Source organism: Herbaspirillum sp. NPDC087042 (assembly GCF_044745245.1).
Classification (GTDB): Bacteria; Pseudomonadota; Gammaproteobacteria; order Burkholderiales; family Burkholderiaceae_D; genus Herbaspirillum.
The window spans coordinates 684,550-697,983 of the sequence record NZ_JBIUZW010000001.1; the positions used below are offsets into that span (position 1 = coordinate 684,550).

Consider the following 13,434-nt stretch of genomic DNA (forward strand, 5'->3'; position numbering starts at 1 on the left):
GGCTGCCATGCGCCCCGCCGATCTACCCCTCGCCCAACGCCTGTCCCCGGCCACCATCGTGTTGCTGGTACTGGCGCTGGTCTTGCCCATGCTGGTCTACCGCGACACCCTGATGTCCATGGTGGAGATCTGGGACCGTTCCGAGACCTTCACCCACCAGTACCTGATCCTCCCCATCAGCCTGTGGCTGATCTGGCGCCAGCGCGATGAACTGCGCGCACTGGCGCCGCAGCCCTTCCTGCCCGGACTGGTGGTGCTGGCCCTGTGCAGCCTGGGCTGGTTGCTGGGCGAACTGGCCGACGTGCAGGTGGTCAAGCATTTCGCGCTGGTGACCATCATGATCAGCGCGGTCATCACCGTGCTGGGCCTGCGCATGTCGCGGGTGATCGCCTTCCCGCTGCTGTTCCTGATCTTTGCGGTGCCGGCCGGCGAGGTGCTGATCGAACCGCTGATCGAATTCACTGCCGACTTCACCATCACCGCCCTGCAATTGACCGGCATCCCGGTCTGGCGCGAAGGCAATACCTTTGTCATCCCCTCCGGCCGCTGGTCGGTGGTGGAGGCTTGCAGCGGGGTGCGCTACCTGATCGCCTCGCTCACGCTGGGCGTGCTGTATGCCCACCTGAGCTACCGCTCGCGCTGGCGTCAGGCCGGCTTCGTGCTGCTCTCCGGCGTGGTGCCGGTGATCGCCAACGGACTGCGTGCCTACATGATCGTGATGATCGGCCACCTGAGCAGCATGCAACTGGCCGTGGGCGTGGACCACCTGATCTACGGCTGGCTGTTCTTCGGCCTGGTGATGTTCCTGATGTTCTGGATCGGCGGCTTCTGGATCGACTCGAAGAAGCAGCGCACCGACACCCCGGGCGCGGCGCCTGCCGCCCCCGGTGCCAGCGCTGTCAGCGCGGCACCCCGCCTGGCGGGTGCCACGCCGGCAAGGCTGGTGCTGGCGGCGCTGCTGACGGTGGCCGCCATTGGCGTGGGCCCCACTTATGCGATCTATATGCACCGCTTCGATGCCAGCGGCGCCCCGGTCGACCTCACCACCCTGCGCAGCAACTGGAATGACAGCGCCGCCTTCAGCAACTGGGCGCCGGACTTCCATCCGGGTGTGGCAAACCTCTCGCGTTTCTACGGTCACGATGGCATGCAGGTCGGCCTGTACGTGCGCTATTACCGCGGCCAGCATCCGGGTGCTACCCTGGTCAGCTCGGTGAACCGCGTGCTGCCCGAAAAGAACAGTCCCTGGATCCGTACCGGCAACAGCGTACGCACTGAAACGGTGGCCGGACGCCCGCTGGCGCTGCGCGAGGAAATCATCAGCGCCCCGGCCGGACGCATGATGATCTGGCGCTGGTACTGGATCGACCGTCGCTTCGTGGAGAACGACTACCTGGCCAAGCTGCTGCAAACCAAGAGCCAGCTGGAAATGCAGGGCGACGACGGTGCCGCACTGTTCGTCTTCACCAACATCGATGAGCAACCGGAGAAGGCGCGCCAGGTGCTGCGCCGCTACCTGGGCGAGAACCTGGCCGGCATCGAGAGCACCCTGAACAACAACGGCAAGCGGTAGGCATAGCGTGGATCAAGATATTCCTTTGGTCGTACACCTGATCTACCGGCTCGACTTCGGTGGACTGGAGACCTTGTTGGTGGACTGCATCAATGGCATGCCGGCCGAGCGCTATCGCCATGCCATCGTGTGCCTGACCGACTACACCGATTTCGCCAGCAAGATCAAGAAGCCCAACGTGGCGGTGTATGCCCTGCACAAGCCGCCAGGCCTGGCACCGCAGACCCATTGGCACCTGTGGCGCCTGCTGCGCCGCCTGCGTCCGGCGGTACTGCACACCTACAACCTGCCGGCCATCGAATATGCGCCCGCCGCCGCCCTGGCCGGCGTCCCCGTGCGCGTGCACGGCGAACACGGCCGCGACGCGCGCGACCCGCAAGGTACCAACCCGCGCCACAACCTGTTGCGCCGCCTGGTTCTGCCCTTCTATGACTGCTACTACGCGGTCTCGGCCGACCTGCGCGACTGGCTGCGTGACACCATCGGCGTGCCCGACCGCAAGAACCTGCTGCTGGCCAATGGCGTGGATACGCGCAAGTTCCATCCGCCCGTGGGCGCGACCCGCGACACCAGCGACGAGCTGCCCGAGGGCTGCTTCGTGTTCGGCACGGTCGGCCGCATCCAGGACGTCAAGGACCACGCCATGCTGGTGGATGCCTTCATCGCCCTGCTGGCGCTGCTGCCCGAACAGCGTTCCCGGCTGCGCCTGGCCATCGTCGGCGACGGTCCCCTGCTGCCGGGCCTGCGCGAGAAGGTCGCCGCCGCCGGCATCGCCGACCTGGTCTGGCTGCCCGGAGCACGCATGGATATCGACGTGATGATGCGGCGCTTCTCGGTCTTTACGCTGTCCTCGATTGCCGAGGGCATCCCGGTCACCATCCTGGAGGCCATGGCCAGCGGCTTGCCGGTCATCTCCACGGCCGTGGGCGGTGTACCCGAGGTCGTGCAGGAAGGGCAGACCGGCGCGCTGGTACCGGCCCGCGATGCGCATGCCATGGCCCAGGCGATGGCGCGCTACGTCGCCGACCCTGCACTGGTGGCGCGCCATGGGGCCGCCGGCCTGGAGAGCAGCCTGCGCCAGTACAGCATGCAAGCCATGTTGCAAGCCTATGCCGGCATGTATGACCGCATGCTGGAGGCCAAGCTAGGCCGACGTACCGTTTAAGGAAAAGACAATCATGTGTGGAATCACTGGCATCTTCGCCCTGCATGGCAACCCGGACATCGATCGCGCCCTGCTCGACCGGATGAACGAGACCCAGCACCATCGTGGCCCCGACGAGGGCGGCATGCACCTGGAGCCGGGGATCGGCCTGGGCCATCGGCGCCTGTCCATCGTTGACCTGTCCACCGGCCAGCAGCCTCTGTTCAACGAGGATGAGAGCGTGGTGGTGGTGTTCAACGGCATGATCTACAACTACCGCGAACTGATGACCGAGCTGACCGCCCTGGGCCACCAGTTCCGTTCGCGCTGCGACACCGAAGTCATCGTGCATGCCTGGGAACAATGGGGCGAGGATTGCGTCACGCGCCTGCGCGGCATGTTCGCCTTCGCCCTGTGGGACCGCAACCGCCAGACCCTGTTCATGGCGCGTGACCGCCTGGGCATCAAGCCGCTGTTCTATGCCCTGCTGCCGGATGGCCGCTTCCTGTTCGGCTCCGAGCTGAAGTCGCTGCTGGCCGATCCGGCCCTGCCGCGCGCGCTCGATCCCTGCGCCGTGGAAGAATACTTTGCCTATGGCTATGTACCCGAGCCGCGCACCATCCTCAGTGGCGTGCACAAGCTCAATCCCGGTCACACCCTGCTGATGCAACGGGGTGTCACCGTCGGCGAACCCCAGCAAAAGAAATACTGGGATGTCCCCTTCAAGCAAGGCAGCGAACGCCCGGCCGACGAAGTCGCCGCCGAACTGCTGGAGCGCCTGCGCGAAGTGGTCGGCAGCCATCTAGTCACCGATGTGACGCTGGGTGGTTTCCTCTCCGGCGGGGTCGACTCCAGCGCGGTGGTGGCGATGATGGCCAAGCTGACCGGCGAATCGGTCAACACCTGCTCGATCGCCTTCAACGACCCGGCCTATGACGAGTCCAAGTATGCCGCCCAGGTGGCCGAGCAGTTCCACACCCGCCATCATGTGCGTACCGTGGACAAGGACGACTATGGCCTGATCGACCAGTTGGCCAATCTCTATGACGAGCCCTATGCCGACAGCTCGGCCATCCCGACCTATCGCGTCTGCCAGCTGGCCAAGGAGCGCGTGACGGTAGCCCTGTCGGGCGACGGTGGCGACGAGAACTTCGCCGGCTACCGCCGCTACCGCTACGCCATGAACGAAGAAAAGGTGCGCGCCCGCCTGCCAGACGGCCTACGCAAGCCGCTCTTCGGCTTCCTCGGCCGTCACTATCCCAAAGCCGACTGGGCACCGCGCGTGCTGCGCGCCAAGACCACCTTCGAAGCGCTGGCGCGCGATACCGTGGAAGGTTACTTCCATGGCGTCTCCATCATGCCGGACCGCGTACGCAACCGCCTCTTCAGCCCGGCCATGCGCACCCAGCTGCAGGGCTACCATGCCATCGAGGTCATGCGCGGCCATGCGGCGCAATCGCCCACCGACGATCCGCTGTCGCTGCTGCAATACCTGGACCTGAAGACCTACCTGCCCGGCGACATCCTGACCAAGGTCGATCGCGCCAGCATGGCGCATGCCCTGGAGGTACGGGTGCCGCTGCTGGACCACGAATTCGTGGAGTGGGTGTCCTGCCTGCCGCCGTCGCTGAAGCTGCATGAGGGTGAGGGCAAGTACATCTTCAAGAAGTCGCTCGAAGGAACCCTGAGCGAGGACATCCTCTATCGCAAGAAGATGGGCTTCTCCATCCCGCTGTCCAGCTGGTTCCGTGGCCCGCTGCGCCAGACCGTGCAGGACAGCCTGCTGGGGCCGCTGCTGCGCGAGACCGGCCTGTTCGACATGGTCTTCGTGGAAGAGATGGTCGAACAGCACCAGTCCGGCCGGCGCGACTACGCCGCGCCGCTGTGGGCGCTGCTGATGTTTGCCTCCTTCCTGCGCAACGTGCTGCACGCCGGCTCTGGCGCCACCCAACCGACGGCCCGCGCGGCCTGAACTGCTGAACCGACCGAACACCATGCATATCCTGCACATCCTCGACCACTCCATCCCGCTGCATAGCGGCTATACCTTCCGCACCCTGTCCATCCTGAAGCAGCAACGGGCGCTGGGCTGGCAGACCTCGCACATCACCAGCGCCAAGCAGGGCGCCAGCGCGGCCGCCGAAGAGGATGTCGATGGCTGGCACTTCTACCGCACGCCGCCCTCCTCCGGCCCCCTGGCCAAGCTGCCGGTGCTGAACCAGCTGGCCGTCATCAATGGCCTGGCGACCCGCCTGGAAGAAGTGGCCCGCAAGATCCGTCCCGATGTGCTGCATGCCCATTCGCCGGCCTTGAACGCCATTGCCGCGCTGCGCGTGGGTCGTCGCCTGGGCATCCCGGTGGTCTATGAGGTGCGCGCCTTTTGGGAAGACGCCGCCGTCGACCACGGCACCAGCAGCGAAGGCGGCCTGCGCTATCGCCTCACCCGCGCCATGGAAACCTATGCCCTCAAGCGCGCCGATGCCGTCACCACCATCTGCGAGGGTCTGCGCGCCGATATCGCCGCGCGCGGCGTGCCGCTATCGAAGATGACGGTGATCCCCAATGCGGTCAACATCGAGGACTTCACCCAGGGCCAGCCGGCAGACCCTGAACTGGCGCGCGAACTCGGCCTGGAAGGCAAGACCCTGCTCGGCTTCATCGGCTCCTTCTATGCCTACGAGGGCTTGCCGGTACTGATGAAGGCACTGCCGGCGCTGCTGGCGGGCAACCCCGACGTGCGCCTGCTGCTGGTGGGCGGTGGTCCGCAGGACAAGGAATTGCGCGCCCTGGCCACGCAACTGGGCGTGGCCGACAAGGTGGTCTTTACCGGTCGCGTGCCGCACGACCAGGTGCAGCGCTACTACAACCTGATCGACGTGCTGGTCTATCCGCGCCTGAAGATGCGCCTGACCGATCTGGTCACGCCCCTGAAACCGCTCGAAGCCATGGCCCAGGGCCGGCTGGTGGTGGCCTCCGACGTCGGCGGTCATCGCGAGCTGATCGCCGATGGCCAGACCGGCGTGCTCTTCACCGCCGGCTCCCCGGAGGCGCTGGCGCAGAAGGTGCTGGCCCTGCTGGCCGCGCCCCAGCAATGGCCGCAACTGAAGGCCGCCGGTCGCCACTTCGTCGAAACCGAACGCAACTGGGCCGCCAGCGTGGCGCGCTACCAGCAGATCTATCCGCGCCTGCTTGCCTGACCATGATGAAGCTGCTCACCTTCTCCACGCTGTTCCCCAACCTCGAACGTCCCGGTCACGGGATCTTCGTGGAAACCCGCCTGCGCCACCTGGTGGCCAGTGGCCGGGTGGAGTCGCGCGTGGTGGCGCCGGTGCCGTGGTTCCCGCTGCGCCATGCGCGCTTCGGCACCTATGGACGCTTTGCGCGGGTGCCGCAGACCGAAGTGCGCAGTGGCATCGAGGTGCGCCATCCGCGCTATGCGCTGCTGCCCAAGATCGGCATGACACCGGCGCCGCTGCTCATGGCCATGGCGGTCAAGCCGGTGCTGCACCGCCTGATCGCGGAAGGTTTCGACTTCGACGCCATCGACGCCCATTACTTCTATCCCGATGGTGTGGCTGCGGCCATGCTGGGCAAGGAATTCGGCAAGCCCGTGGTGATTACCGCGCGCGGCTCCGATATCACGCTGCTGCCGCAATACCGCTGGCCCGGCAAGATGATCCGCTGGGCGGCCAACCAGGCCGCCGGCATCATCACGGTCTGCAATGCCCTGCGCGATGAACTGATCGTGCTGGGCGCCGATCCCGCCAAGGTGGTATCGCTGCGCAATGGCGTGGACCTGGAACTGTTCCGGCCGGTGGATCGCGACGCCGTGCGCAAGGACCTAGGCATCGATGGTTTCACCCTGCTGTCGGTGGGCAACCTGGTGCCGGTGAAGGGGCATGAACTGACCATCGGCGCCCTCACCGAACTGCCCGAGGCCCGCCTGATGATCGCCGGCAGCGGCCCCGAGCGCGAGCGCCTGGAGGCACTGGCGGTGCAATTGCAGGTGGCCGACCGGGTCCGCTTCCTGGGGCCGCAGCCGCAAACCAAGCTGCGCGAGTATTACAACGCCGCCGATGCCATGGTGCTGTCGTCGAGCCGCGAAGGCTGGGCCAACGTGCTGCTCGAATCCATGGCCTGCGGTACACCGGTGGTGGCCAGCAAGGTCTGGGGCACGCCCGAAGTGGTGGCCCATGCGGATGCGGGCGTGCTGATGCAGGAGCGCAGCGTAAGCGGCGTGGCCGCCGCCGTGCGCGCGTTGCAGGCCGCCTATCCGTCCCGCGTGGCCACGCGCCGCTATGCCGAAGGCTTCAGCTGGGATGCCACCACCCAGGGCCAGCTGCAATTGTTCGGCCGCATTCTCGGCAGGGAGCACTGAGACCATGCGCGACATACTGGTCTTCGTCCTGGTCATGGCGACCCTGCCCTACATCATCAAGCGCCCGGCTGCTGTGCCAATGTGGACCAGCATGTTTCGCCTAACACGGACGCCTGCGCCATGACGTCCCTGCATCCGCTGCTGGGCCTGCTGCTGCGCCTGGGGGGTAACCTGATCGCCCTGGGCGGGCGTCGTCGCCTGTGCATCCTGACCTATCACCGGGTGCTGCAGCAACCCGATCCCCTGCTCGATTCCGAGATCGACCTGGCGAGCTTTCGCTGGCAGATGCAACTGCTGGCCGAGCATTTCAATGTGCTGCCGCTGCCGGAAGCGCTGCAGCGCATGTGGCAAGGCACGCTGCCGCCTCGTGCCGTCTGCCTGAGCTTTGACGATGGCTATCGCTCGGTCTATGAACTGGCCCTGCCGGTATTGCAGGAATTCGGCCTGAGCGCGACCGTCTTCACCACCACCGCCTTCCTCGAAACCGGCAGCATGTGGAACGACCGTATCCTGGAAGCGGTGCGCCGCCTGCCCGAAGGCGCGCTGGACTGGCAGGCGCTGGGCTTGCCGCGCGCCTTGCTGCCGGCCACGCCCGACATGACGCACGATCCCGATTATCGTGCCCACCTGGCGACCATCCTCAACGACCACGTCAAGTACCTGCCGCCGGTCGAGCGCCATCGTGTCATCGATGCGCTGGAACGCTATGCCGGCCAGGTCCAGGACACCGACCTCATGCTGGATCACGCCATGACCGTCGAACTGGCGCGTGCCGGCGTGGAGATCGGCGGCCATACCGTGACCCACCCCATCCTCAGCCGCCTGGCCGACGAACAGGCCAGCCATGAGATCGTCGACAACAAGCGTGCGCTGGAGCAGCTGGTCGGGCGTCCGCTGCAGCTGTTCGCCTACCCCAACGGCAAGCCCGGCTTCGACTTCGACCAGCGTCATGTGGCCATGGTCAGGGAGGCCGGCTACATCGCCGCCTTCACCACGGCCAGTGGCTCGGCCGGTCCGGAGCACGAGCACTACCAGATTCCGCGCGGCCGTCCCTGGGACCGCAATCCCCTGATGTTCGGCCTGCGCCTGTTGCGCTGGCTGGCACGGCCAGGAGCCTGAATCCATGACCGATCAACACCCAATACCCCCCCACGGCGCCATGAAAAACCGAGCCTTGCTGATCGCCTTCCACTTTCCGCCACAGTCGGAGAGCAGCGGCATCCAGCGCACCCTGAGCTTTGCCAAGCACCTCGACAGCTTCGGCTGGACCCCGATGGTGGTCTCGGCCGCGCCCATGGCCTATGAGCGCAAGAACTCCTCGCAACTGGCCAGCGTACCGGCCGAACTGGTGGTACGCCGCCCGTTGGCGCTGGACGCCAAGCGTCACCTGGGCCTGCGTGGCCGCTATCCGCAGCTCATCGCCCTGCCCGACCGCTGGTCCAGCTGGTGGCTGTTCGCCGTGCCGGCGGCACTGGCCATGGTGCGCAAGCACAAGCCGGAGGTGATCTGGTCGACCTTCCCGATCGCCACCGCCCACCTGATCGGCATGACCGTGCAGCGCCTCACCGGCCTGCCCTGGGTAGCGGATTTCCGCGACCCGATGCTGCAGGTCGACTTCCCCAGCAACCCGCTGCAGCGCAAGGTATTTGCCTGGATCGAGCGGCAAGCCATCCAGCGCTGCACCCGCGCCACCTTCACCACGCAGGGCGCGCTGGCTTCCTACAAGGCACGCTTCCCGGCCGAGCTGCACCACAAGTTCGAGGTGATCGAGAACGGCTACGACGAGCAATCGTTCGCGCAGGCCCCGACCGAGACCACGCCGCCCGTTGCGGCAGGCCAGCCGCGCCGCATCACCCTGGTCCACAGTGGCGTGCTCTACACCGAAGGGCGCGACCCGACCGCCTTCCTCAAGGCCATTGCGCTGCTGCGCCAGCAGGGCCGCGTCGACGCCGCCGGCCTGCACGTGATCCTGCGCGCGCCCAGCGAGATCCCCTACTTCAAGGAACTGGTGCAAACCTGCGGCGTGGCCGATATCGTCTCGGTGGAGCCCCCGGTGCCCTACCGCGAAGCCCTGCGCGAGATGCTGGAGGCCGATGGCCTGCTGGTGTTCCAGGGCACGCCCTTCAACCGCCAGGTGCCGGCCAAGATCTACGAGTATTTCCGCGCCCGCAAACCCGTGCTGGGCCTGCTCGATCCCGCCGGCGAAACAGCCGGCATGTTGCTGGCCGCCGGTTTCGAGGACGTGGCCAGCATGACCTCCACCGACGCCATCGCGCCGGTACTGGAACGCTTCGTGAAGGCCATTGCCGACGGCACTGCCCATGTCGCCAGCGAGGAGCTGGTGGCAGCCTCCTCGCGCACCCATCGCGCGCGCCAGCTGGCGCAACTGTTTGATCAAAGCCGGGGCCAGGCGCTTGCCAGCCAGCCCGGCGTGTCGTCGCACTGAGTCCCAGGTATGCAAAACGATCTTCGCTCCAAGACCATCAAGGCCATCAGCCATCTCGGGCTGGGCAGCGCCCTGGGCAAGCTGATCTCGCTGGGCTCCACGCTGCTGCTGGCGCGGCTGCTGAGCCCGGCTGACTATGGCCTCATGGAAATCGCCATGATGTTCATCAGCTTCGTGAGCTTCTTCAACGAAATTGGTATGGGCGCTGCTATTGTCCAGAAATCCAATCTCACCCAAGAAGAGGTCAACGGCTGCTTTGCCATTGCCGTGGCATCCAGCATAGTCCTGCTGATCATCACGCTCGTGGCGAGCGGACCGATTGCCGTGTTCTTCAAGCACACCGAATTACGCGCCATGATCTCGACCCTGGCGGTAGGCTTCGTGATCGGCTCCTTCGGCGCCATTCCGGAAGCCTTCCTGCGCAAGGAAATGCAGTTCAAGGCCATCGCCGGCGTGACCATCCTGTCCATCCTCCTGCAGAGCATCACCAGCGTCACCCTGGCCTTGCTGGGCTATGGCGTATGGTCGCTGGTATGGGGCTCGCTGGTGGCAGCGGCGGTCTGCAGCATCGGCTTCTACCTGCTCTCGCCCTGGCGCCCCTATGGCCGCTATGGCATTCGTGAGGCGATCGACCTGGCCTTGTTTGGCATGCACGTGACGACCACTCGTGTGTTCTGGTTCCTCTACAGCAATGCCGACCGTGCCGTGGTGGGCCGGATACTGGGACCAGCCTCGCTGGGCATCTATGGCATGGCCTTTTCACTGGCGACACTGCCCAGCAGCCAGATCACCTCGCTGGTGATCAATGTGGCCTCGCCACTGTTTTCCAAGCTGCAGCACGAGCGCGAGCGTCTCAATTCGGTGGTGATTCACATGACCCGCGGAATAGCCTATGTGGTCTATCCAGCCCTAATCGGCATGCTGGCATGCTCGCATGAACTGATCCTGGTGGTGCTGGGCCCCAAGTGGATCGATTGTCAGATTCCCTTCGCTGCGCTTTGCATCATGGGGCTGGTCAAGTCGGTCGACCCGCTGCTATCGCAAGTACTTACCAGCATTGGCAACGTCAAGCGCCTGGCGGCCTACACTGCATTGTGCGCGGTGGTCATGTCACTGGCCTTCGTGGCGGGTGCATGGCTAGATGGTTTGCGCGGTGTCTCCGCCGCCTGGGTGCTCGTCTATCCGCTGTTGTCGGTGAAGCTGCTGCGCGATGTAAGCCGGCTGACCGGGCTGTCCATGCGTGCTTACTATCGCTGCCTGCTGCCTATCCTGGCCGGTACCCTCACCATGGCCATTGTCGTGCTGCTGGTACGCCAGTTGATGTTTACGCTGGGCCTGCAGGTACCAGTAATCCTGGCGGTCGAGGTGCTGTCCGGTGCCCTGGCCTACCTTGCCTGGATCATCTTCGTGGATCGCAATGCCGTGCAGGAAATCCGCCAGATTCTCATTGACCTCGGGGCTCCCGCTGCGCGTTTCGAGCGCTGGCCCTTCGTGCGTGCGAGCCGCTCATGAATCAACAAGCCACTCCTTCTCTTGCCGTACATGCCGTCGTCGTGGGCGGTGGGCTCAATGCATTGGGCATCGTGCGCAGCCTGGCCGCCGCCGGCGTCCCCCTGACCGTGGTGGATGACCATGCCGATTCGCCGGCCATGCGCTCCCGCCACGGCCGCAAGCGCCTGGCCAGTGCGCTGGAAGGCGAGGCGCTGGTCAAGGTGCTGCTGGACCTGGCCGGGCAATACCGCCAGCCGGTCATGCTGTTCGTCACCGAAGAAAAGGGCGTCAACACCATTTCCGCCGAGCGCGACCGCCTGGCGCAAGCCTGCCTGCTGCGCCTGCCCGAGCACGCGCGGCTGATGCAGCTGATGCACAAGCAGGGCTTTGCCGAACTGGCCGAGGCCCATGATGCTCCCGTCCCCAAGACCGTCTACATCAGCAGCCAGGCGGACCTGGAGCGGCTGGCGGCACTGCGCTTCCCCTGCGTATTCAAGCCGGCCTACAAGCACTATGGCTATGGCGCGCAATTCAAGAAGGCCTATCGGGTCGAGGATGTCGCCCAGGTGCATGCCCTGTATGCGCAGATCGCACCGGTCATGCCTGACATGGTGGCGCAGGAGTGGATCGAGGGCGACGACGACGAGATCTACTTCTGCCTGCAATACCTGGGCCGCGAGGGCGAGCTGGTCGCTTCCTTCAGCGGTCGCAAGATCCGCTCTTGGCCCCTGCACATCGGCGGCACCGCCAGCTGCACCGCGGCCTGGGAGCATCACGAACTCCTGAGCGCCTTGACCCATGACTTCTTCCTGCGCACCGGCTTCGTCGGCATGGGCAGCATGGAATACAAGCGCGATCGCCGCGATGGTCATTTCTACATGGTCGAACCCACCGCCGGGCGCACCGACTACCAGGAAGAAGTCGCCACCCTCAATGGCGTCAACATTCCCCTGGCCGCCTATCGCTACGAGGCTGGCCTGGCACCGCTGCCCTTGCCTGAGCGCGCCAGTCCGGCGCGTATCTGGCGCGATCCGCAGGCTGACAAGTGGTCCTTGCAGGAAAACGGCGGCAAGCCCGATGCCCGCTCGGCTGGCGACAAGGTGATGGATGCCTACCTGCGCTGGAACGATCCGCGCCCCTGGACCGACCTGATGTGCCAGCGCGTGGCCACGCTGCTGCGCGCCCGTCTGGGACGGAGCAGCTGATGACACGCCACGCGCTCTCCTATGCCGACTGGTCCGGCGCCGAATACCGCAGCGTGGCGCGCAGCCTGCTGGGTGGGCGCGTGCGCCAGGGACGGGCGAGTGCACAACTGGCGCTGCGCCTGGACGCCGACTACGCGCCGTCGCGTGCCTATGCACTGAACTACGCCCACACCGGCCTGGCACTGGCCCTGGCGGCATTCAAGCGCCGTCGCCCGCAACGCAATGTGGTGCTGGTGCCGGCCTACATCTGCCCCAGTGTGGTCAGCACGATCAGCGCCTGCGGTTTGCAAGCGCAGCCAGTGGCCGTGGGTGACGATCTCAACCTGGACATGCGCGCGCTGCGCGAGGCACTCGGACAGGCACCGCTGGCACTGGTGGCGCCGCACATGTTTGCCTGCCCCTTGCCCATCGACGAGATCGAAACCCAATGCCGCGCCGCGGAGGTGTTCCTGGTCGACGATGCGGCCCAGGTCGCCGGCGTGCGCCATCAGGGTCGCCTCCTGGGGACCTTCGGCGATGTCGGCCTGCTCAGTTTTGCACAATCCAAGACCATCGTGACCGGCATCCGTGGCTCGGGGGGCGTGTTGCTGGTCAATGAGCCATCCCTCGATGATGAGCTGGGTGCAGCCTGCGCCGCGCTGCCGCCATCACCGGGTCGGCTGGCGGCGTTGCTGGAGTTCTGCTGGAACTATCTGTGGGCCGACCGCACCGGCGCCAGCGGCGACCACCTGGAGCGCTTGCTTGATACTCTGGGGCTGCGGCCCGCCGATGCCGGCGAAGTCCAGGCCAGGATCAGCAATCTCGATGCCGGCATCGCGCTGGCCCAGTGGCCGCGCCTGGAAGGCATCATCGCGGCGCGACGTACCGTGGCGGCGCACTACCACGCGGCGCTGCAGGAGCAAGATGCCATCCGCTTCCCGCAATTTGCGCCGGGGCGCTATCTGGCCCGGGTGATGCTGCTGCTGCCGGAAGGCAGCGACCTGGCCGCCTGCAGGACGCAATTGCGCCGGCAAGGCATACAAAGCCGGCTGGGCTATCGAATCCCCTTTCCCGATCAAGCCGCAACCCGTCACGCTCAAGCCCTGGCCTCACGTCTTCTGGGCATGCCCAGCGGCGCCGACATCAGTGCCGAAGACACTCGCGACATCTGCCAACACTTGAGCCAGGCCTTATCCGATTTCCACTCGAAAGTCTAAT

At 65.8% G+C, this 13,434-nt stretch carries 10 protein-coding genes; all 10 read left to right on the forward strand.

Annotation, left to right across the window (positions count from 1 at the left end; translation table 11 throughout):
• The first annotated feature begins 7 nt into the window (after positions 1 to 7).
• The 10 genes from xrtA (at position 8) to ACIPHN_RS03120 (ending at position 13,433) form a co-directional block, all read left to right on the forward strand.
• Positions 8 to 1,573 (forward strand): exosortase A, encoded by a 1,566-nt coding sequence (xrtA, locus tag ACIPHN_RS03075; protein ID WP_400432546.1) that lies wholly within the window; start codon positions 8 to 10, stop codon positions 1,571 to 1,573.
• A gap of 25 nt (positions 1,574 to 1,598) precedes the next feature.
• Entirely contained in the window at positions 1,599 to 2,738 is a 1,140-nt protein-coding gene (locus ACIPHN_RS03080) for a TIGR03088 family PEP-CTERM/XrtA system glycosyltransferase (protein WP_400432549.1), read from the forward strand.
• A 13-nt stretch (positions 2,739 to 2,751) separates the two neighbouring features.
• Positions 2,752 to 4,689 carry an XrtA/PEP-CTERM system amidotransferase gene (locus ACIPHN_RS03085; RefSeq protein ID WP_400432552.1) on the forward strand — a complete coding sequence of 646 codons (1,938 nt, stop codon included), beginning with the start codon at positions 2,752 to 2,754 and terminating at the stop codon, positions 4,687 to 4,689.
• Positions 4,690 to 4,711: 22 nt separating this feature from the next.
• Positions 4,712 to 5,914 (forward strand): TIGR04063 family PEP-CTERM/XrtA system glycosyltransferase, encoded by a 1,203-nt coding sequence (locus tag ACIPHN_RS03090; protein ID WP_400432555.1) that lies wholly within the window; start codon positions 4,712 to 4,714, stop codon positions 5,912 to 5,914.
• A gap of 5 nt (positions 5,915 to 5,919) precedes the next feature.
• Complete coding sequence (locus ACIPHN_RS03095) at positions 5,920 to 7,095, forward strand: glycosyltransferase family 4 protein (protein WP_400433169.1); 1,176 nt, start codon at positions 5,920 to 5,922, stop codon at positions 7,093 to 7,095.
• Positions 7,096 to 7,215: 120 nt separating this feature from the next.
• On the forward strand, positions 7,216 to 8,214 hold the full coding sequence (locus tag ACIPHN_RS03100) for a polysaccharide deacetylase family protein (protein ID WP_400432557.1): 999 nt from the start codon (positions 7,216 to 7,218) through the stop codon (positions 8,212 to 8,214).
• A 40-nt stretch (positions 8,215 to 8,254) separates the two neighbouring features.
• A complete protein-coding gene (locus tag ACIPHN_RS03105) occupies positions 8,255 to 9,541 on the forward strand; it encodes a glycosyltransferase (protein ID WP_400432559.1) in 1,287 nt (428 codons plus the stop codon).
• Positions 9,542 to 9,550: 9 nt separating this feature from the next.
• Complete coding sequence (locus ACIPHN_RS03110) at positions 9,551 to 11,053, forward strand: lipopolysaccharide biosynthesis protein (RefSeq protein ID WP_400432562.1); 1,503 nt, start codon at positions 9,551 to 9,553, stop codon at positions 11,051 to 11,053.
• Positions 11,050 to 12,237, forward strand: coding sequence for a carboxylate--amine ligase (locus ACIPHN_RS03115; protein ID WP_400432565.1), 1,188 nt, complete (start codon positions 11,050 to 11,052; stop codon positions 12,235 to 12,237). The genes ACIPHN_RS03110 and ACIPHN_RS03115 overlap by 4 nt, the downstream gene beginning before the upstream one ends.
• Positions 12,237 to 13,433: a DegT/DnrJ/EryC1/StrS family aminotransferase gene (locus tag ACIPHN_RS03120; protein WP_400432567.1), complete on the forward strand. Its 1,197-nt coding sequence runs from the start codon at positions 12,237 to 12,239 to the stop codon at positions 13,431 to 13,433. Before ACIPHN_RS03115 ends, ACIPHN_RS03120 begins: the two co-directional genes overlap by 1 nt.
• Position 13,434 lies beyond the last annotated feature (1 nt).

What these genes read in the sequence shown, in the direction of transcription:
- xrtA (WP_400432546.1), top strand. Translation starts at nt 8, where the DNA reads ATGCGCCCCGCCGATCTACCCCTCGCCCAACGCCTGTCCCCGGCCACC.
- ACIPHN_RS03085 (WP_400432552.1), top strand. Translation starts at nt 2,752, where the DNA reads ATGTGTGGAATCACTGGCATCTTCGCCCTGCATGGCAACCCGGACATC.
- ACIPHN_RS03090 (WP_400432555.1), top strand. Translation starts at nt 4,712, where the DNA reads ATGCATATCCTGCACATCCTCGACCACTCCATCCCGCTGCATAGCGGC.
- ACIPHN_RS03095 (WP_400433169.1), top strand. Translation starts at nt 5,920, where the DNA reads ATGAAGCTGCTCACCTTCTCCACGCTGTTCCCCAACCTCGAACGTCCC.
- ACIPHN_RS03100 (WP_400432557.1), top strand. Translation starts at nt 7,216, where the DNA reads ATGACGTCCCTGCATCCGCTGCTGGGCCTGCTGCTGCGCCTGGGGGGT.
- ACIPHN_RS03105 (WP_400432559.1), top strand. Translation starts at nt 8,255, where the DNA reads ATGAAAAACCGAGCCTTGCTGATCGCCTTCCACTTTCCGCCACAGTCG.
- ACIPHN_RS03110 (WP_400432562.1), top strand. Translation starts at nt 9,551, where the DNA reads ATGCAAAACGATCTTCGCTCCAAGACCATCAAGGCCATCAGCCATCTC.
- ACIPHN_RS03115 (WP_400432565.1), top strand. Translation starts at nt 11,050, where the DNA reads ATGAATCAACAAGCCACTCCTTCTCTTGCCGTACATGCCGTCGTCGTG.
- ACIPHN_RS03120 (WP_400432567.1), top strand. Translation starts at nt 12,237, where the DNA reads ATGACACGCCACGCGCTCTCCTATGCCGACTGGTCCGGCGCCGAATAC.